16 protein-coding genes and 1 tRNA gene are annotated in these 18907 nt (G+C 44.8%); 6 read left to right on the top strand and 11 right to left on the bottom strand.

The genetic code is table 11. The annotated features are described in order from the left end of the window. Positions 1-11 precede the first annotated feature (11 nt). Positions 12-1220, bottom strand: coding sequence for a FecR family protein (locus CS948_RS20160; protein WP_176555148.1), 1209 nt, complete (start codon positions 1218-1220; stop codon positions 12-14). A gap of 155 nt (positions 1221-1375) precedes the next feature. Here CS948_RS20160 and CS948_RS20165 point away from each other — a divergent pair, with 155 nt between their 5' ends. Then, positions 1376-1888, top strand: a complete 513-nt coding sequence (locus tag CS948_RS20165) for an RNA polymerase sigma factor (RefSeq protein ID WP_099294025.1) — start codon at positions 1376-1378, stop codon at positions 1886-1888. Positions 1889-1965: 77 nt separating this feature from the next. On the opposite strand, the gene CS948_RS20170 is transcribed toward CS948_RS20165, so the two are convergent. Continuing rightward, positions 1966-2616: an HAD family hydrolase gene (locus tag CS948_RS20170; RefSeq protein ID WP_099294027.1), complete on the bottom strand. Its 651-nt coding sequence runs from the start codon at positions 2614-2616 to the stop codon at positions 1966-1968. A gap of 144 nt (positions 2617-2760) precedes the next feature. Between CS948_RS20170 and CS948_RS20175 the strand changes: the two genes are divergently transcribed. Together CS948_RS20175 and CS948_RS20180 are read left to right on the top strand one after the other, a co-directional pair. Then, on the top strand, positions 2761-3018 hold the full coding sequence (locus CS948_RS20175; RefSeq protein WP_099294029.1) for a DUF4160 domain-containing protein: 258 nt from the start codon (positions 2761-2763) through the stop codon (positions 3016-3018). A gap of 8 nt (positions 3019-3026) precedes the next feature. Next, positions 3027-3260, top strand: a complete 234-nt coding sequence (locus CS948_RS20180) for a DUF2442 domain-containing protein (RefSeq protein ID WP_099294031.1) — start codon at positions 3027-3029, stop codon at positions 3258-3260. Between the two features lie 46 nt (positions 3261-3306). On the opposite strand, the gene CS948_RS20185 is transcribed toward CS948_RS20180, so the two are convergent. Further along, positions 3307-3379: transfer RNA gene (locus CS948_RS20185), tRNA-Trp, on the bottom strand. Positions 3380-3460: 81 nt separating this feature from the next. Between CS948_RS20185 and mnmA the strand changes: the two genes are divergently transcribed. After that, positions 3461-4522, top strand: coding sequence for a tRNA 2-thiouridine(34) synthase MnmA (mnmA, locus tag CS948_RS20190; RefSeq protein ID WP_176555149.1), 1062 nt, complete (start codon positions 3461-3463; stop codon positions 4520-4522). On the opposite strand, the gene CS948_RS20195 is transcribed toward mnmA, so the two are convergent. The 5 genes from CS948_RS20195 to lysS all read right to left on the bottom strand — a co-directional run bounded on the left by CS948_RS20195 (position 4499) and on the right by lysS (position 11192). Then, positions 4499-6160: a putative transporter gene (locus CS948_RS20195; protein WP_099294035.1), complete on the bottom strand. Its 1662-nt coding sequence runs from the start codon at positions 6158-6160 to the stop codon at positions 4499-4501. The genes mnmA and CS948_RS20195 overlap by 24 nt on opposite strands. 48 nt (positions 6161-6208) lie before the next feature. Beyond that, positions 6209-7396, bottom strand: a complete 1188-nt coding sequence (locus CS948_RS20200) for a hypothetical protein (protein WP_099294741.1) — start codon at positions 7394-7396, stop codon at positions 6209-6211. 4 nt (positions 7397-7400) lie between these two features. Then, positions 7401-8342, bottom strand: coding sequence for a nucleoside recognition domain-containing protein (locus CS948_RS20205; protein ID WP_255302094.1), 942 nt, complete (start codon positions 8340-8342; stop codon positions 7401-7403). An 11-nt stretch (positions 8343-8353) separates the two neighbouring features. Beyond that, the gene (locus tag CS948_RS20210) at positions 8354-9358 is read right to left on the bottom strand and encodes an NAD(P)H-dependent glycerol-3-phosphate dehydrogenase (protein WP_099294037.1); all 1005 of its coding nucleotides are present in this window, start codon (positions 9356-9358) and stop codon (positions 8354-8356) included. 94 nt (positions 9359-9452) lie between these two features. Then, positions 9453-11192: a lysine--tRNA ligase gene (gene lysS / locus CS948_RS20215; RefSeq protein ID WP_099294039.1), complete on the bottom strand. Its 1740-nt coding sequence runs from the start codon at positions 11190-11192 to the stop codon at positions 9453-9455. Positions 11193-11488: 296 nt separating this feature from the next. Between lysS and recJ the strand changes: the two genes are divergently transcribed. Together recJ and recR are read left to right on the top strand one after the other, a co-directional pair. Continuing rightward, on the top strand, positions 11489-13210 hold the full coding sequence (recJ, locus tag CS948_RS20220; protein WP_099294041.1) for a single-stranded-DNA-specific exonuclease RecJ: 1722 nt from the start codon (positions 11489-11491) through the stop codon (positions 13208-13210). Between the two features lie 2 nt (positions 13211-13212). Next, complete coding sequence (gene recR / locus CS948_RS20225; protein ID WP_099294043.1) at positions 13213-13830, top strand: recombination mediator RecR; 618 nt, start codon at positions 13213-13215, stop codon at positions 13828-13830. A gap of 85 nt (positions 13831-13915) precedes the next feature. Here recR and CS948_RS20230 read toward each other — a convergent pair whose 3' ends face one another. Genes CS948_RS20230 through CS948_RS20240 form a run of 3 tightly spaced genes read right to left on the bottom strand, consistent with a single transcriptional unit; the run spans position 13916 to position 18813 of the window. Then, positions 13916-15055 (bottom strand): FimB/Mfa2 family fimbrial subunit, encoded by a 1140-nt coding sequence (locus CS948_RS20230; protein ID WP_099294045.1) that lies wholly within the window; start codon positions 15053-15055, stop codon positions 13916-13918. Between the two features lie 39 nt (positions 15056-15094). Beyond that, entirely contained in the window at positions 15095-17995 is a 2901-nt protein-coding gene (locus tag CS948_RS20235; RefSeq protein ID WP_099294047.1) for a FimB/Mfa2 family fimbrial subunit, read from the bottom strand. A gap of 17 nt (positions 17996-18012) precedes the next feature. Further along, positions 18013-18813: a hypothetical protein gene (locus tag CS948_RS20240; RefSeq protein WP_099294048.1), complete on the bottom strand. Its 801-nt coding sequence runs from the start codon at positions 18811-18813 to the stop codon at positions 18013-18015. Positions 18814-18907: the final 94 nt, after the last annotated feature.

Consider the following 18907-nt stretch of genomic DNA (forward strand, 5'->3'; position numbering starts at 1 on the left):
GTCTTAAATTTTTAGTTTTTATCTTTCACGTGTACTACATCTTTTTCTACTTTAAATCGAGGACCACCCGTGTAAGTCAATGTTTCCAATATAGACTCCAAAGATTCATCTTTACTCAAGCATCCGCTAAAAGTATGCTCGCGAGTGTTCTCCTTATTATAAATAAATTTCACACCATACCATCTTTCCAGCACTCTGGTCACGACTCTAATATCTTCGTTATCAAACATAAATGCACCTTGCTTCCATGCTATATAGTTCTCGGCATTTACCCTTTTCACGCTTAAATCATGTTCTTCTTTTTGCCATTCACATTGCATACCGGGAGTCAGCACCACGGATTCTCCTTTCTCTTCAACAGCAGACACTTCTACTTTTCCAGTTAATAGCGTCGTGAACACACATTCCTCGTTATCATACGCCTTTATATTGAAAGAAGTACCTAATACACGAGTCCGTACCTCTTTCGTCTCGACGACAAAAGGACGTGCGGCATCCGACTTCACCTCAAAATACGCCTCTCCCTTCAATTTCACTACCCGTTCCTTACTAATAAAATCTACCGGAAAATCTAACTCCGACTCGGCATTCAGCCACACTTTCGTTCCGTCACTTAGGATGAAAAAATAATCTCCCCCGACTGTCGTGATAATCCGGTTACGCTCTTCTTCAACGTATCCCCCCAAAGAATCTCGATTCTTTTCGTATGCCAATTGATCATTCTTTTTAATAATCGTGGCCTGTCCAATATATATACTATCGTTCCCCTGTCGGGTGAGTCCTATCATTTCCCCGTTGGCAAGCATCAACATCACTTTCTCGTTCCCGTGTTGTCCCGGCTGAATCCCTGCCACAGGAATCGGTTCATCTTTCCCGGAATTCAAGAAAAAGAAACCGGTAAGAATGATACCTGCCAGACAAGCGGCACCAACCATCCCGTACCACCTCCGGAATCGGCGTTGCTTCCGGAACTTATTCTTTTGAATCTGTTCCTGTACCCGGGCAGAAATCATCTTCACGTCGATATCAGCCTTTACTGTCGTTTCTTTCTCCAAATATTCGCTAACACTTCTTCCCGAAACAATCTTCTCGTACAAAAATCGATGTTCCTCTTTTTCCGTCACCCACGCCTCAACCCTACGTTTCTCGTCTTCCGTGGCTGTCCCGAAGCGGATTTTCAAGATAAGCTCTGCTAATATTTTTTCTTTATTATAATCCATTCCTTGGTTCATTTTATCTAAAGACACCAAGGGTATCCGATTTGTATGAATGGAAACACGATTTTTTTTCAAAATTTATTTGGAATGAAAAAAAATAACTATACTTGCATAGATTTCCTGTACTTGTAAAATTGATCTTCAACACGAACTAACCGATGAGCAATTCTATTGAATTAGAACAATTTATACAAAGACATTATACAACGATTTGTACAATTGCCTTGAAATTTGTCGGCTCCTCCGACATTGCCCGAGACATTGCGCAAGATGTTATTGTGAAATTTTGGGAGAATCGTAAACAATATAAAACACTTGATTCCGTCGAAAATTTCTTGTTTATCATGACAAGAAACGAATCCCTCAACTACATCCGAAGTGTAAAAAGAGAAAATGACCGCTACAAACAAATATACACGGGCGAACAAGATGATTCCGATATACTGGATAAAATCATAGAGGAAGAGGCCAACCAAATATTAATTCATGCAATCCGGCAATTGCCCCCGCAAAGCGAACGTATTATCCATCTGACCCTCGCCGGAAATAATGTCAAGGAAATTGCCGAACTCATCGGTGTTTCCATCAACACCGTACGCACTCTCAAGTACGGAGCTATCCGTAAGCTACGGGAGTATTTCATCGCCCGCAATTACCGGGCTGAGTTTTAATCATAAAAGAATGCCCGAAAATATTCCGGACATTCCAAAAAACAAATTTTCTCTCTGCAACAAATAATACACAAACACTATTTCATTATCTCCAATATATCCGAAGGCCGATCCGCGATATGACAAGCCCCGTTTTCCAGTAATTCTTTCCGATCCCGAAATCCCCAAGTTACACCGACGGACGTCACGCCGCTATTCACTGCCGTTTGCATATCCACCCCGGAATCACCTACATAAAGTACTTCATCTTTATTTACTCCTGCCGCTTTAATAATATCAAACACTATTGTCGGGTCCGGTTTAATGGGAATCCCCTCCCGTTGTCCGAATACAAAATCGAAAACTCCTTTCCCGAAATATTCGGGAATCAACTCAACCGTCGCCGCATGATACTTATTGGAAGCCACAGCCAATAACATACCCCGCAGTTTTAACTCCCCCAGCAAATCGACTATCCCGGCATAAGGAGCCGTGAAATCTGCCTTATGAATAGAGTAATAAGCCACAAAGTCTTCCCGTATTTTCATCACGTTTTCTACCGTACGAACGGCTTCGGGCAAAGCTCTTTCCAACAATTTATTTATCCCGTTTCCCACGAAATGACGATAAGCCGGTAACTCATGCTCCGGATATCCATGCTGCCGCAAAGCATAATTCGTACTCGCGGCTAAATCTTCCAATGAATTCAACAATGTTCCGTCCAGATCAAAAATCACCAATTTTATCATATTCTTTTCTCCATTACTAATGAATGACAAAAGTACACAAAAGGGATCGAGAGATAAAAACAAGACAACAAAATAATTTATAAAATATCACAGACAAGAATTTTTACGCGTATCTTTGTAGTATTAACCTATAAAACAGCAAGTATGCCTGAAATTTGCAGATTCTTCGGTATTATTATATTCCTTTATTGGAAAGATCATAACCCACCCCATATTCATTTTACCTATGGGAATTACGAATGCTCCATTAGTATTTTGGATAGAATTGTAGATGGTCAAGCTCCGGCTAAAGTTATCGCCAAAGTAAACGAATGGCTTGATTTGCATGAAACAGAAATACTCACTTTATGGGGAAAAGCCCAAAGAGGAGAAAAAATTGATAAAATAGAACCTTTAAAATAAAGAGCATCATGTTACGAGTTATAGACGTGGATTATATCAAAGATTACGAACTTTTTATAACTTTCAATGACGGGAGTAAAAAAATCGTGAATTTAAAGCCTTATCTCACGGGGGAAGTTTTTGGAGAATTATTGGATAAAGATAAATTTGTTCAATACGGCTTAACCCGTGTAACGATAGAATGGGCTAATGGGGCAGATCTCGCACCTGAATTTTTATATGAAATCGGCGTAGCCGCATAAAAATCATACCATTAAAAAAGGATACCTTCAAAAGGCATCCTCTTTGCACGGGAGGAGAGGTTCGAACTCCCGACCCTCGGTTTTGGAGACCGATGCTCTACCAACTGAGCCACTCCCGTGTTTCGTGCTGCAAAATAAGAGAAATTAATCGAGAAAAACAACAGGAGAATGATTATTTTTGTGCAATAAACAAAGAAAGCATGACAAAAATAATCGTTGGTCTGAGTGGTGGAGTGGATAGCTTCGTGACCGCACTCCTGTTACAACAACAAGGTTTTGAAGTGATTGGTATTCATCTTCGGTTATGGGATGCACAGGTACAACCGTCACAAGAGGAGAGTCTAAACGAACTTTGCTCCCGAACCGGAATAAAATTATACCGGATTGACGGTCGGAAACTCTTCCAAGACACGGTTGTCACACCATTTATCCGCGGATACCTCTCCGGTGTTACCCCGAATCCCTGCGCTATCTGCAACAGTTTTGTCAAATGGGAACTTTTGCGTTCATTCGCGGATGAACTACAAGTTCACCATATCGCGACAGGGCATTACGTGAAAATTCTTCCTCACGATAAACATTATTACGTGCACAAAGGGGTTGATCCCAACAAAGACCAATCCTATTTTTTATGGGGTGTCCGGGAAGACATCCTTTCCCGTGCCCTTACACCATTAGGAGATTACACGAAAGCCGAAGTGAAGGAATACGCCCAACAACACGATTTCCGGCAAATGGCAGATAAACGGGAAAGCATGAGCATTTGCTTTCTCGAAGGGAGCGATTACAGGGATTTTATTGCCCGTCAACCCGGTTCCGCGGCCTGCTTCACCCCCGGCATAATCATGGACAACACGGGGCAAATAGTAGGAGAACATAACGGCATCGGCAACTACACGATTGGGCAAAAGAGAGGCATCCCGTTGAAAGACGGTCGCCCCCAGTACGTGGCACGAATCAATCCCCTCGAAAACCGGATTATCGCGGGTGATAAATCTTCCCTCGATTGTACGCGCCTAGTCGTGAAAGACTCTCATTTCATCTGCCCCGAAGAAATCAAGGCGAATGACATTGAGGTAAAAGTACGGGGATTAGGGCTAAACCCACAAGGCTACGCTCAAATTTCCTCGCTCCCCGACAACACGCTTCTCGTGCAACTCTCCTCTCCCGCGTGGGCGGTTGCCCCGGGACAACCCGTGGCGTTCTACCGGGACGATAGGGTTATCGGGGGCGGAATCCTAAGCGAACAGCAATATCAGTAATTGTGCCGTCAATACCCGCAAGAACATCGTGAGCGGGTACACGGTAGCATAACTCACCGAAGGCGCATCATTCCCCGCCACACCGTTAGAATATGCCAAGGCTGGCGGGTCTGTCATACTTCCGGCAATCAATCCCATTAAAGTGAAATAGTTGACTTTATACACGGCTCGCGCTATGATTCCGATGATAATCAAAGGAACCAGCGTGATGATAACACCATAACCTATCCAAGCATAACCACCTTGATTGATAATCGTTTCCACGAAACCGTTTCCCGCACGCAATCCCACGCTGGCAAGGAATAAAGCGATACCCACTTCACGCAACATCAGGTTCGCACTCATGGTGGTATAAGTCACCAACCCGTATTGAGGCCCGAAACGGCTAACCAGAATAGCAATAATCAAAGGACCTCCCGCCAATCCCAGTTTCACGGGTTGCGGGATTCCGGGGAACGTAAACGGAATACTTCCCAGTACAATACCTAAAAATATACCCAAGAAGATAGGTACCAAATTCGGTTCGCGCAAACGGCGTAGAGAGTTACCCAACACCTTTGCCACGTTATTGACAGCCGCCTCCGGTCCCACCACCGTCAAACGGTCACCAATCTGCAATTGCAGATTCGGTCTTGCCACCAAATCCACTCCCGCACGATTCACCCGTGTCACGTTCACCCCGAAACAATTCCTCAACTTCATCTCACCCAACATTTTCCCGTTCACCGCGGCTTTCGTGATAGCGATACGTCGGGATACAAGTTTTTTATCCAATTTCTCCCATTCGACTTCAACTCTTTCGCCCAAGAATGCCGTGATAGCATCAATATCTTGCAAGGCCGCCACCACGAGTAATTTATCCCCGGCACTCAAACAAGTTTCGGAAGAACCAAGTTCAATACTATCATCTTCGTGATAAACCCGGGAAAATACAAACTTCCGGTTTATCAAACGAGTTACTTCCTTCAAATCTTTTCCAAACAAGGCAGGATTGGTCACCCGCACGGAAAACTGTTGCGCATTGCTTCCTTTGTCCGTATCTTCCCGTTCCAACGCCTCATTTTCCTTTTCCAGATTCACCCGGAAAAGCACCCTCATCAACATAATCGAACAGATAATTCCGACCACACCCAACGGATAGGCAACGGCATATCCCAACGCAATCGTCGGGTCTTCCATCCCGGAAGCATCCATGTAAGCCTGCTGCGCGGCTCCCAGTCCCGGGGTATTCGTCACGGCTCCGGACAGGACTCCAACCATCGTCGTGATAGGCAGTCCCGTGACAACATGAATAATATAGGTAGTGACAACACCCAGCAACACGATTCCCGTCGCTAACATGTTTAACGTCATTCCTCCTTTCCGGAAAGAAGAAAAGAATCCCGGTCCCACTTGCAGCCCGACCGAATACACGAACAGGATTAACCCGAACTCCTGTACGAAATGCAAAATATGCCCGTCTACCTGCATTCCAAAATGACTACAGATAATTCCCACGAAAAGAATCCACGTGATACCCAAAGAAATTCCCCAAACCTTCACCTTGCCCAACACGATTCCCAAGGCGATAACGATCGCGAACATCAAAACAGAATGTGCAACCCCTTGCCCGAAAAACAAGTCACCTAACCAAGACATATCGATTTATGATTTACGATTTATGATTTACGATTTATGATTTATGATTTATGATTTCATTTGTTTTTTATCTGCTGACCGATGAAATTCTATATCATCCCTGAACAATTTCCGGTACGTGATGTACGTTTGGGATTGCTTCGCCCCGATGTAGTGCATCAAATGCATCATTTGGGGATTGAAATCACCGACCCAACTCAAGTCCAACCAATCATATCGTTTTTTATCCTCTATCATTCTTTTACAGAAAGCATAAATCATGGCAGCCTCCACCCCGCGTCCTTGATACTCCGCGGCAACCCCGAATATCAATCCCAAGGCGACACGTCCCGGTTTTAGATAGCGATAATACAAGAATTTTAAAATACCTAGACCGCTAATTTTCCCGTTCACGTGCTTCACGATATAATTCAATTCGGGAATCGTGATAAAAAATCCTATCGGTTCACCTTTGTAATGAGCGAAATAAAGCAAATCCGGATCCAATACAGGCTTCAATGTTTTGAACAACACGTCCACTTGCTCTTTCTCCATGCCTGCCACACCATGCACGTCCATATTCCATGCCTTGTTATAAATGGTAAGAAAAGAAGATTTCGCTTGTTCCGGTGTCATCTCCCGGTAAGATATAATCCGATAATCTCCGTTTTTCAACAACCTTTCGGATTTCCAAATCACCACTTCGGAGAGGCTCTCCATCACCATCGGCGTACGATAAATATATTGCTTGAAGTAATCGCGAAACCCGTAATTCTCGAAAAACGGTACATAATACGGGTGCGTGTACGGCATCTGGAATACTGGCGGTTTAAAACCATCCACCAACAATCCCCACCATTCATTACGTTCCCCGAAATTCTCCGGTCCCTCCATAGCTTCCATCCCCCGTTCTTCCAACCAAGCACGGCAACGATCGAACAACATAAAAGCAGCTTCCTGATCGTTAATACATTCGAAAAAACCCATCCCCCCCACGGTATAGGAATCTAACCGGCAAGTATCCTCGTCGATAAACGACGCCACACGTCCGACACATTTCCCGCTTTCATCCCGAAGCAACCAACGAGTACATTCGCCGTGTTTAAAGAAAGGATTCTTATCCTTATCAAATACTTTCGTGATATCACTATCCAAAGGTCGTACCCAATTCTTGTCATCCTTATACAAGGCTACCGGCAAAACCAGAAATTCTTTTGCCTGCTTTTCGTTTAAAACCTCTTCTATGGTATATTTCATATATTTATATACTAACATTTTCTACTTTTACAGCCGGATGCACGTGCGACCGCAAACCATAAATTCCCCGCCTAATCCATACCACGATTATCGCCAACACGACACGGGGAAATATCAACCAGCCTATAGGCAACCCCATCACCATAAACAACAAAGGATCTTCCAATTGTGAATGGGAAATCGCCAAATGATAATTCAACAAATCCGCTTCCTGATGCGCCAGTTTTCCTTCTTTAGCATATTCCAGCATAATTGCCGAACCGTAAGCCAGACCAACCGTGTTACCCACGAGCCACAGGAATGCCACATCCGGTTTTAACCCGAACACCCGCATCAACGGCGACAACATCGAGGAAAGAATCTTCAACACCCCAAATTCCTCCAAAACCCGCTGCAATATCATCAACCCGGTAATCATCAACACGATCTTCACGCACAACATCAAACTACTCTCCAACCAATGGATTAAAGTATCACCCAAGTTCATCGCAACTGCCATTTCCGCCATCATCTGACCACCCATCTCCGGCAATATCCAATTTAACACGATAGCCGCCACGAAACTTCCCGCTACGCGAAGGAATATCATTCCCCTTGCCGAAGATCCCGTTTTCTGCAACACCAAGGTTTCCACGATAAAGTTGTGCGAGATCAAGCACATGGTCGCCATAATAAGGCTTTCCCTCACGGAAAAATCCAACGTGGCAAGCAACGCTATCACCGTGTATATATTCGTGAATATACTGGTCACAAAAACCAAAGCCGCATCTCCCGGCAATCCGATCAACGTGAACAGGGGAGCCGCAAAAGAAGATATATAAGGCAGGATGTTAAAATACGAAAGCAATGTCACGAACAAAGAAACCGGCAACATGATTTTCAAAAACCACATCGATGTCTTCATTGCCACGGGCACGGCCTTTCGTACACACTTCCAAAACCTCATACAATTGAAAATTATCTCAGTTCATCTGTCAGCAAACGGATCTCCATCGTGGGACTGATACGCTCGTAGAGAATGTTATACACGGCATTGGTGATCGGCATATGCACCTTGAATTCTTCGTTTATCTCGTGAATACCTTTCACTCCGAAATATCCCTCGGCAATCATTAACATCTCCATTTGAGCCGATTTCACGGAATAGCCCTTCCCGATCATCGTTCCGAACGTCCGGTTCCGGCTAAACTGCGAATAGGATGTCACGAGTAAATCCCCCAGATAAGCCGAAAACTTAATGTCCCGCTGCATGGGATGTACCGTGTTCACGAAACGTTCCATCTCCTGAATAGCATTGGATATCAGCACGGCTTGAAAATTATCCCCGTAACGTAAACCGTGACAAATACCCGCCGCGATAGCAAACACGTTCTTCAACACGGCTCCGTACTCCGTCCCGTAAATATCATCGGATATCGTGGTCTTCACGTAAAAGCATTCGAACAATTGCGCCACAGCACGGGCAACTTTCAAATCTTGACTGGCAAAAGTGAGATATGACAAACGCTCCAAGGCAATCTCCTCCGAGTGGCAAGGCCCGGATATAATCACAATCTGTTCCAAGGGCACCTCGTATTGTTGATGCAGAAACTCCCCGATAGTCAGATTCTCTTCCGGGATCAACCCTTTAATAGCCGAAACGACCACCTTATCTTTCAACGGAAGGTGCAATCTGGTAGTAACGACATTTTTCACGAATGCACTAGGGATGGCAAACACGATCACATCGGAATTCATTACCAATTTATCCAAATCATCCGTGAAGGTAATCTTGTCCAAGTCGAATTCGGCTTCACACAAATATCTCGGGTTGTGTTTTAATACTTTAAAGGCTTTAATCGATTCAATATTTCGCATGAACCAATTGATATGCCCGTTATTTTCTGTCAGCATTTTCGCGATCGCAGTAGCCCAACTACCTCCGCCCACAACACCAATCCGCGGTTTATCCACTATTTCCATATCATATAGTTTATAAAGTTTTTAAAGTTCATAAAGTTCATAAGGTAAAAACAAAAACTTTATAGACCTTATGAACCTTATAAACTTTATGAACTTATTTGAACCAATCCTTTACTTCGTCCTGCGACAAAGTCTTCAATCCTAATTTCATCTTCTTGTTCAAGCCGCTCAACTCTTGATGCAACTTGTTCGGATTTTCCACCGTTTTCAAAGCCTCTACGGTCTGGAATCCGGCCTTGCGCACCACTTGTACCCAGTCGGCAGGAATACCCAACTCGATAAACTTCTCGTCCGGATCGTTCACAACCACCTTTTCCGGCTTCATCTGCGGGAAAAGCAACACATCTTGGATAGACAGGCTATTGGTCAAGAACATGCACAAACGGTCGATACCGATACCCATGCCGGAAGTCGGCGGCATCCCGTATTCCAGCGCACGCACGAAATCATAATCGATGAACATCGCCTCGTCGTCCCCTCTCTCTTGAAGAGCCAACTGATCCTTGAACCGATTCAACTGGTCGATCGGGTCATTCAACTCGGAATAAGCATTAGCCACCTCTTTCCCGTTCACGAACAACTCGAAACGTTCCGTCAATCCCGGATCATTACGATGCATTTTAGTCAACGGGGACATCTCTACCGGATAGTCATAAATAAACGTCGGTTGGATATAATGCCCTTCGCACTTCTCCCCGAATATCTCGTCAATCAATTTTCCTTTCCCCATGGTTTCGTCTACCTTTAAACCGATAGACAAACAAAACTCACGTATCTCGTCCTCGCTCTTGCCGGTAATATCAAACCCGGTATATTCCATGATTGCCTCGGACATCTTCACCCGCTTGAAAGGTGGTTTGAAATCCACTTCATTCTCCCCGAAAACGGCTTTTGTAGTTCCGTTCACGGCAATAGCGGCAGCTTCAATCATGCGCTCCGTGGAATCCATCATCCATAAATAATCCTTATAAGGCACGTACACCTCCATACAAGTAAATTCCGGGTTATGTGTACGGTCCATACCTTCATTCCGGAAATTCCGCGAAAACTCGAACACGCCGTTAAATCCCCCCACAATCAGACGTTTCAAGTACAACTCGTTGGCGATTCTCAAATAAAACGGGATATCCAATGCATTATGATGCGTGATAAAAGGACGTGCTGAAGCACCGCCCGGTATCGCTTGCAACACGGGAGTTTCCACCTCCAGACATCCCATTTCCGTGTAGAACTGCCGGATAGCGTTGATCATCTTCGTCCGCTTGATAAAAACATCCTTCACCTGCGGGTTCACGATTAAATCCAAATAACGTTGACGATAACGCAATTCCGGATCGGTAAAAGCATCAAAAACCTTCCCGTCTTTCTCTTTCACGATCGGAAGCGGACGCAAGGACTTGGACAACATCACCAGCTCTTTCGCGTGCACGGAAATCTCTCCCATATTCGTGCGGAACGCAAACCCTTTCACTCCAACGATATCCCCGATATCCATCAACTTTTTGAATACCGTGTTATACATCGTGCAAGCTTCATCCCGACTCACATCATCCCGACTCACATCATCCCGACTCACGTAGACTTGAATCCTACCCTCGGCGTCTTGTAATTCAAAAAATGAAGCCTTACCCATGATGCGTCGACTCATCATTCGCCCGGCAATCACAACTTCCTGCAATTCCTCCGGTGATTTTTCAAATTTATCAAGAATCTCTTTAGAAAGGTGAGTTACTTTAAATTCCGGTGCCGGATAGGCATTAATTCCCAAATTCTTCAACTCGTTCAAAGAGTTCCGGCGAATAATTTCCTGTTCGCTTAATTCTGCAAGACTCATTCTTATATACTTTTAAGGGTTATATTTACTTTTGAACTGCAAAGATAATAATTAAAGTTTATAAAGTTCATAAGGTTCATAAAGTTTATAAGGTTTAAGACCCTGTCCGAAGGACGTCCGTTACTTTATGAACTTTATAAACCTTATAAACTTTATGAACTTTTCAAACTCTACCCGATTGAAATACAAACGCATAATCCCCCATCGCCACAACCTGTTAAAAAATATAATCGCTATTCTTTTGAAATCCCGAGGAAATTCCGCTTCTTTGTAAGTTGAATAGGAGAAAGTAAATAATGAAGAAAAGATGGGTTATCAATACCCCACCCGAGTGGGCAAAAATAGACGCATTATCCAAAGATCTTGACTGCAGTTACGTCATTGCAAACCTGTTACTTCAACGGGGTGTGAATACTGCAGAAGAGGCTCATGCTTTCTTCAACCCAACCCTTAACATGCTGCACGATCCATTCCTGATGAAGGATATGGATAAAGCGGTCACCCGATTGGAGAGAGCCATTGGCAACGAAGAAAAGATCATGATCTATGGCGATTACGACGTGGACGGGACAACAGCTGTAGCCTTACTTTACAAGTATCTCAAGAACAAATGCGAGAATCCGGAATATTACATCCCGGACCGTTACACGGAAGGATACGGGGTTTCCATTCGTGCCATTGATTACGCGGCAGAGAACGGCATATCACTGATGATCGTCACCGACTGCGGGGTTAAGGCTGTTGAAAAGGTACGTTATGCCAAATCAAAAGGCGTGGATGTTATCATCTGCGACCACCACACGCCGGGAGATGAACTTCCCGATGCCGTGGCAGTCCTCGATCCGCAACGAAAAGACTGTAATTACCCCTACCGCTGGCTAAGCGGTTGCGGTGTCAGTTTCAAACTAGCACAGGCATACAGCCTCAGACACAACCTCTCCATGTCCGACTTGTACAAGTTGCTCGATCTGGTTTGTGTCAGCATAGCTAGCGATATCGTGCCGATCACGGGAGAGAATCGTATTCTTGCTTATTTCGGACTGTTGCAATTGAACCAGAATCCCAGTCTTGGGCTGAAAACCATATTGAAATTCTCCGGTATTGACAAAGACCTAACCGTGAACGACATCGTATTCCGCATAGGACCGAAAATCAACGCGGCAGGTCGGGTAGAATCGGGGAACAAATCCGTGGAACTGCTGATTGCCGATGACGAGAAAAAAGCGGCGGAAGTTGCAGGAAGCATCAATAACTTCAACGACCAACGCAAAAAACTCGACCACGACATCACCGAAGAAGCCCTCGAATACATCAACCAATCCCACTACGATCAAACCCAAAAAGCTACCGTACTTTACAACCCAAACTGGCACAAAGGTGTCATCGGTATCGTGGCTTCCCGGTTGACGGAATACTACTATCGCCCGACAGTCATCCTCACCGAATCAAACGGTCTGGCAACAGGCTCCGCCCGTTCCGTGGAAGGATTTGACTTGTACTACGCCATCTCGCAATGTAGCGAGTATCTGGAAAATTACGGCGGACACAAATACGCAGCAGGTTTGACGTTGAAACTGGAAAACATAGAGCCTTTCAAAACCAAATTCCAAAAAATCGTGAGCGAAACCATCACCGAAGAGATGTTGACGCCTCAAATCAATATCGACGTGCAAATCAAACTGAACGATATCACGGCGGAACTCTACACGATGATTCAAAAATTCGCCCCGTTCGGTCCCAACAACACGATTCCGGTATTCATGACCGACAATGTGACAAACTTTATCGGCTCGAAACAAGTGGGCAGAAACAATGAACACCTCAAGTTAGTGGTTGTTGACGACACCCGCTTATGCAACGACCGGAGCGGTATCGCCTTCGGCATGGGGGAAGATTTCTCCCGCATCAGCAAAGGTGAATACTTCGATATATGCTATACCCTGCAGGAAAATGAATTCATGGGCAGGAGTGACATACAAATGATGATCCGTGATATAAAATTCAAAGAAGAGGAGTAAACATGCAATCTTTATCGTCCAAATTACTGGAAAAAGCGGTAGAACAATTTGCTTCCCTCCCGGGAATAGGACGCAAAACCGCCTTACGTTACGTGCTGCACATGCTCCGGCAAAGTCCCGAGGAAGTGAAGCAATTCACGGATAGCATCACAGCCTTGAAAGAATCCATCCGGGAATGTCGTCAATGCCACAATATCTCCGACGAAGACATTTGCGAAATCTGCTCCGATCCCAAACGGGATGCACAGACCATCTGTGTCGTGGAAAACATCAAGGACATCATGTCCCTCGAAGCCACTGGACAATATCGCGGACTCTACCACGTCCTCGGCGGCATCATCTCGCCCATGGACGGTATCGGTCCCTCCGACCTCAACATCACGAGCCTGCTGGAACGGGTAGCCAACACCCCCGTGAAAGAAATTATCTTTGCCCTCCGTGCCACCATCGAAGGCGACACCACGGGTTACTACATCTTCAAGAAACTACCCCGTAAAGACGAATTACTCGTCAGCACTCTCGCCAAAGGCATCGCCGTTGGCAATGACCTCGAATACACCGACGAACTCACCTTGGGGCGTTCCATCGTGAACCGGGTAAGATTTGAGCTGAACGGGTAAATATAATCTCATCTATACTCTCCTTCTATCCTCCTCCACGAGAAAAACAAGAGAGGCAGAAATTTTCTCCTGCCTCTCCATTTATTTAATCGCCTACCACTACATCTTCATTCTCTCCCTTCTCCCAATCCTCTTCCGTGCCTCCCGGTCGGACAGTTTCTCCCGGCTCACCAATCTCGATATCTTCCGAGTTTCCCGTTTCCCAGTCACCGGGGAAGATTTCCAGTTCGACATCATTCTTTTTCTCTTCGATCTTGTCGTCCGGCAAAATTTCGGTCTTTCCGGTTTCATCCGTCGTTTCCACTTTATTCAAAGTAGACTCCAGTTGCCCGTCACCGGAAGTACTCTCGTTGACTTCCATATCCATCACAACTTGCATATCCGGGTTCGTTTCCACGGCAAGACTGAAAAGATGGGATAAAATTATCTCCTCTGAATCATCTTTCGCGATAATATTACACTCGATATTATTATCTCCCGCGCTACCGCCTTCATTTATCACAGCGATATTCATCGTTGCCGAGTAATTATTATCTCCCTCGGCACGACCCAGCCCTCTCGCCAAACCGCTTTTCGCCATCGGCACGAATACCGTTCCCGGATTCTTCCATTCCGTATCCCCGAAACCAAGCGTTGTCCCCACGTTAGGGACAAGCACTCCCGCTTCGGCAATTCTCCCGGAATTATCCGTCATCTGGACTTTCGTTGCCACGAGCGTCCGTTTCACGGTAAGCTCCGCTTTCGTGTCCTCGTCACCCACGGTTAACGTATTCTTGGCAAAAAGCACGTCGCCCAGCGGGGTGAAATTGGCTGCATTATTCTTCCTCGTCAACTGAATCTTCATATCGGCAAGAGCCGTACCCACGGCATCACCCGCTATATTGGCATCCTCCGGTACATTACCCACGAATGCGAGCGTATAGCTTCCCTTATCCAATTCCACGTCTTTAATATCCGCCACGGAATTATACTTGTAGCTTTTCTGCAATTTTCCCGCTTGGTCAAACACGTACAAACGCACGTGCGAGATAATCCCTTTCAGACCGGCATCATCCAAATTGCCGACACCGCTTTTCAAGGTAAATCCGACCTTCACGGTTTCCGTTCCCGGGGTTGGGTCCGGATTCGGCTCTGGATCCGGTTCTGGCTCTCCACTTCCGCCGCCGCAACTGCAAAAATTAAGCGCCAACGACAATACCATGAATATATAAATAAACTTTTTCATTCAATACATTTTAATGGTTATTACTAGAACGCTTTATCATCAATTCCGATACCCGTTCACCGTTATCGTTCTCTCCAAATCGGAATTACGTGAACGCAAACGCACGAGAATCTCACACGAGGACACACCTTCCGGCATCACCAGTTCCCCTTTCGTCCACGCACCTCCAGTCCCATCTGCCGGTCCCATATCCAAGATACCGTCACCTCCAATACATTCCGTTTCAATATACCAGTCCGTATTTGAAAGTATTTCAAACGTGAATGAATCGCCTGCCGCCACTTTATACGAGTACCCACTCTCTACTTCAAGTTTCTCTACCGTTGCAGATTCTTGATAAATCGGTACATAAACACTACGAGTCCCGGACTGAACGATAATATTCCCGTGTCTGGAATTATGCTCCCCGAATAATCCCGGTTTTACCCTCACGGTCAAAGAAGCATCACCTTCCCCTTTTAAAACCCCAGCATTATACTTGACACTATCGGCACCATGTGCCAAAGTCACGAAATTATCGTGATAAATATCCAATTGACAACTCCACGCTCCGTCAGCTTTAATCTCAAGATCAAACATCTGACCTTCACCTGAAGCATAAATATCTCGAGGTGTTACAACAAGAATGATCCCGTCCGGGCTAAAATTCGGGGAAGCCTCCGCGTAAACATACAATGTTCTATTAATATATCTTTCCAACAACACGGAAGGCAACTTCCCTGTCAGATTCGGATTCTTCGACAAGTCAAGATCCTCCAAATTCGTCAGACCGTTAAACGAGTCCGGAATTGTCGTAAGCCCACAATTCGTCAATGTCAAGTACTCCAACGTACTCATTTGTCCCAACCAATCCGGCAAACCGTTCTGTGCAAAAACAGGAGAATATATAGTCAAATCTTCCAATCTCAAATCCTTTATCGCTTGAATATTGGTAGGAATAAGATTATCATTCGCCAAGGCCAATTCCCGCAAAGAAGTCCACCGTGTCACGGTAGAAGGAATCTCTATACCACTGAACCCGGCAAGTCCTAAACCGGTAAGCGATTCTCCCGTCATATTCCATAAAGCATTCGGGAAAGTACAATTGGTTCCCGCCTGAATGAACAAGTATTTCAAATTTGTCAATTTACTAAATTCAACATCAACCGAAGAAATAGCTGATTTAGAAAGATCGATATCCTCATCCTTGCCATCATCTTCATAAGGTACTTCAAAAATAAGCACTTGTAGGTTTACTAGATTAGCAATATGAGATGGAATGGTGGTTAAACTCTCGCTGCACACCTCTAACAATTTCAAACTAACAGGCAATTCGGGCAAAGTCGTGGCATTCGTGTAAACCGAAAACTCTTCCAACTTCCCCATATCTTTGATAAATGCCGGAATTTCAGCCAGACAGCCATAAGAACTTTCGCCAATAGTAAAACAATTCAATTCGGTCAAGTTCTTTAAAGACTCCGGTAAATTCCAAACCGCCAAAGTTCCATTTCTTGAAATTCCGTTACTTGTTTTCGCAATTTTTGCCGACTTTGCAACACCCCCGTGGTCGTAATCGTCATCATTACCATAATCTTCCAGTTGAGAATAACCTATTCTCACGACACGTCCGGCTGCATCCGTTTCCACGTCATACCACAAATTAATATTATCCCCGTTCCAATTCGAAACACTTAATCCTGCCGCTCTCATCGCATCCCGTAATTCCAACATGGCAGCTATATCGGTATCTGCCACATCCGGCATCTTCGGCAACACGACCACCACGTTGCCCGTCGTATCGAGTACCACGTTCTTCACCGGGGCAGGCAGTGCATAAAGATTATTATCCACTGAATCCCGCAATGAAATATTTTGCAAGGTATAATTCCCGGCAAGCACCCGGTCACGACACTTCACGATAAGCGTATCCTTGCTAACGTAAAGGGAATTGTACGAGTCATATTTATTGGCATGCAAAGAATACACGTGCTCTCCTTTACCATCCACGATATCAGCCATCAGATGATGAACCCGGTTAAAATTCACCGTTGAACCGTTCTCCACCAAGAATTTCACAGTCAAACTATCAAGATATATTTTCTGAATTGCCGTAATATCCTCACTCTCCGAAGCTCCCCACTCTTCCAAGCTCATTTCAATCGCCACGTCGAAAACACCTCCCACGACATTCACCTTCGCATTGATCGTGTGAATCTTGTTTGCCTCCACCTTATTTTTCAATGCAGACACGTAAGTCTTTATTTCGCCATCCTCCACGATCACGAATTTCAAGCGAGCCAGAGAATCAACACAAGTCGGGAAAGCTATCGCCTGACCTTTCATCAATTCCCCATCCTTGCTCATCGGCACTTTCAATTGTGCTTTCGTGTCTTTGGGAGTCCCGTTAAAACTCACGGATTTTGGGGAACCCAACAAAGTCACGCTTTGCAATTCCACGCCTCCTTTCAACCCGCTCACGTTGATATCCAGACGTCCCACCATACGGCTTAAAGCGACATCGCTCGTCTTATCCTCACCCACCGTGATCTTATCCGTACCGGAGAAAATACTACCGGGCAAAATAATATCACCGTTAGCATCCGCTTGCAACGTGACAACAATATCATCCAGTTTAGCACCCTCTGCCAACCCGCTAATCTGTTGTTTGTCAATATTGGAAAGATAAGCAAAAGTATAAGTACCCAAAGGCAATTTCACGGGAGTCACGTTAGCCAACCCGTCATATTCCTTTTGTTGCGAGAAAGTACCGTCCTCGTTAAAAATCAATAAATGCAAACCAGTAATTTCCTTGCTTAACGCGTCCGCCGACAAATCAGAAGACCTGCTGCTGAACGTCAAGGCAACCTCTTTACCCGGACCTTCACCTTCGAGCTGATCTTCCCGGCATCCCGTGAACAACACGGTCGACAATACAATGAGAGTATATAATATTCTTTTCATTTCGCTATCATTTTAGATTATAAATCAGATACTTTTTCCTCACAAACCGCCTTATTTCCAGCATCCCCGGAACGAGCTATCGAGGAACCGGGCACCAACGTGATATTCAACTCCAGCTTCTTGTTGCGTTCGATGCATTTCTCGGACTTGAAATCAAAATAAGACTCGTTCTTGTACTCATCATAAACAACAATCGTCCCGCTCACCACATTTTTTGTCGGGAAACAATAACATTCGTAGCCTCGCTCAAGGTTATAAGAATCCCATTGGGGAATAATAGTATAATCATTCACCTGAATCTCGTCCAATTCCGGACGATCGAAAAAAATATGCATCGCGTAAAATTCATCCTCATTCACCACGTTCACGACAAGTCCCCCAACCAGACGGTTCATCACCACCGTTTCGGAAACATTTGTACCGTCCATTCGAACCACACCTCCAAACAATTCGGGAAGAGTATAATAATCAGATTGCAAAAACAACACATTCTTGTCCTTATCTCTCAAAACAACATAGTTCGATTGTTCCTCTCTATCATTACCCAACACGAAAAACGTATGTTCGCCGGCATCCAAATCCTTGAACGCTATTGGTTCTCCCGCGGCAAAATAAACCGGCTCACATACTTCATCGGACTTCAAATAAGTAAGGTCATACACCGAAGCAGACATCCCTTCCTCCGGAACCACACCTTCACCGGAACGCACAGCCAACTCCAAACCACTTTCCGGAATTTCCGTTTGCTCCATTTCACTCTTCTGGGAACAAGCCCCGAAAAGAAATAAACAAAAAACTGCAACTAGAACTTTTCTCATAATTTCGCAATTAAAATTTACACTTGTAATTCTATCTGTCTCTCAATTATTTAGCAATCAACCAATAAACTAATTCATTTTGTTTAATAATGAC

It is taken from the genome of Butyricimonas sp. Marseille-P3923, assembly GCF_900184685.1.
GTDB classification, from domain to species: domain Bacteria; phylum Bacteroidota; class Bacteroidia; order Bacteroidales; family Marinifilaceae; genus Butyricimonas; species Butyricimonas muris.

Bases quoted from the DNA above. Each gene is read 5' to 3' on its own strand.
- mnmA (WP_176555149.1), top strand. From the start codon at position 3,461: ATGACAAAAATAATCGTTGGTCTGAGTGGTGGAGTGGATAGCTTCGTG.
- CS948_RS20170 (WP_099294027.1), bottom strand. From the start codon at position 2,616: ATGATAAAATTGGTGATTTTTGATCTGGACGGAACATTGTTGAATTCA.
- CS948_RS20200 (WP_099294741.1), bottom strand. From the start codon at position 7,396: ATGAAATATACCATAGAAGAGGTTTTAAACGAAAAGCAGGCAAAAGAA.
- CS948_RS20230 (WP_099294045.1), bottom strand. From the start codon at position 15,055: ATGAAAAAGTTTATTTATATATTCATGGTATTGTCGTTGGCGCTTAAT.
- recR (WP_099294043.1), top strand. From the start codon at position 13,213: ATGCAATCTTTATCGTCCAAATTACTGGAAAAAGCGGTAGAACAATTT.
- CS948_RS20175 (WP_099294029.1), top strand. From the start codon at position 2,761: ATGCCTGAAATTTGCAGATTCTTCGGTATTATTATATTCCTTTATTGG.
- CS948_RS20235 (WP_099294047.1), bottom strand. From the start codon at position 17,995: ATGAAAAGAATATTATATACTCTCATTGTATTGTCGACCGTGTTGTTC.
- CS948_RS20210 (WP_099294037.1), bottom strand. From the start codon at position 9,358: ATGGAAATAGTGGATAAACCGCGGATTGGTGTTGTGGGCGGAGGTAGT.
- CS948_RS20180 (WP_099294031.1), top strand. From the start codon at position 3,027: ATGTTACGAGTTATAGACGTGGATTATATCAAAGATTACGAACTTTTT.
- CS948_RS20165 (WP_099294025.1), top strand. From the start codon at position 1,376: ATGAGCAATTCTATTGAATTAGAACAATTTATACAAAGACATTATACA.
- recJ (WP_099294041.1), top strand. From the start codon at position 11,489: ATGAAGAAAAGATGGGTTATCAATACCCCACCCGAGTGGGCAAAAATA.
- CS948_RS20195 (WP_099294035.1), bottom strand. From the start codon at position 6,160: ATGTCTTGGTTAGGTGACTTGTTTTTCGGGCAAGGGGTTGCACATTCT.
- CS948_RS20240 (WP_099294048.1), bottom strand. From the start codon at position 18,813: ATGAGAAAAGTTCTAGTTGCAGTTTTTTGTTTATTTCTTTTCGGGGCT.
- lysS (WP_099294039.1), bottom strand. From the start codon at position 11,192: ATGAGTCTTGCAGAATTAAGCGAACAGGAAATTATTCGCCGGAACTCT.
- CS948_RS20160 (WP_176555148.1), bottom strand. From the start codon at position 1,220: ATGGATTATAATAAAGAAAAAATATTAGCAGAGCTTATCTTGAAAATC.
- CS948_RS20205 (WP_255302094.1), bottom strand. From the start codon at position 8,342: ATGAGGTTTTGGAAGTGTGTACGAAAGGCCGTGCCCGTGGCAATGAAG.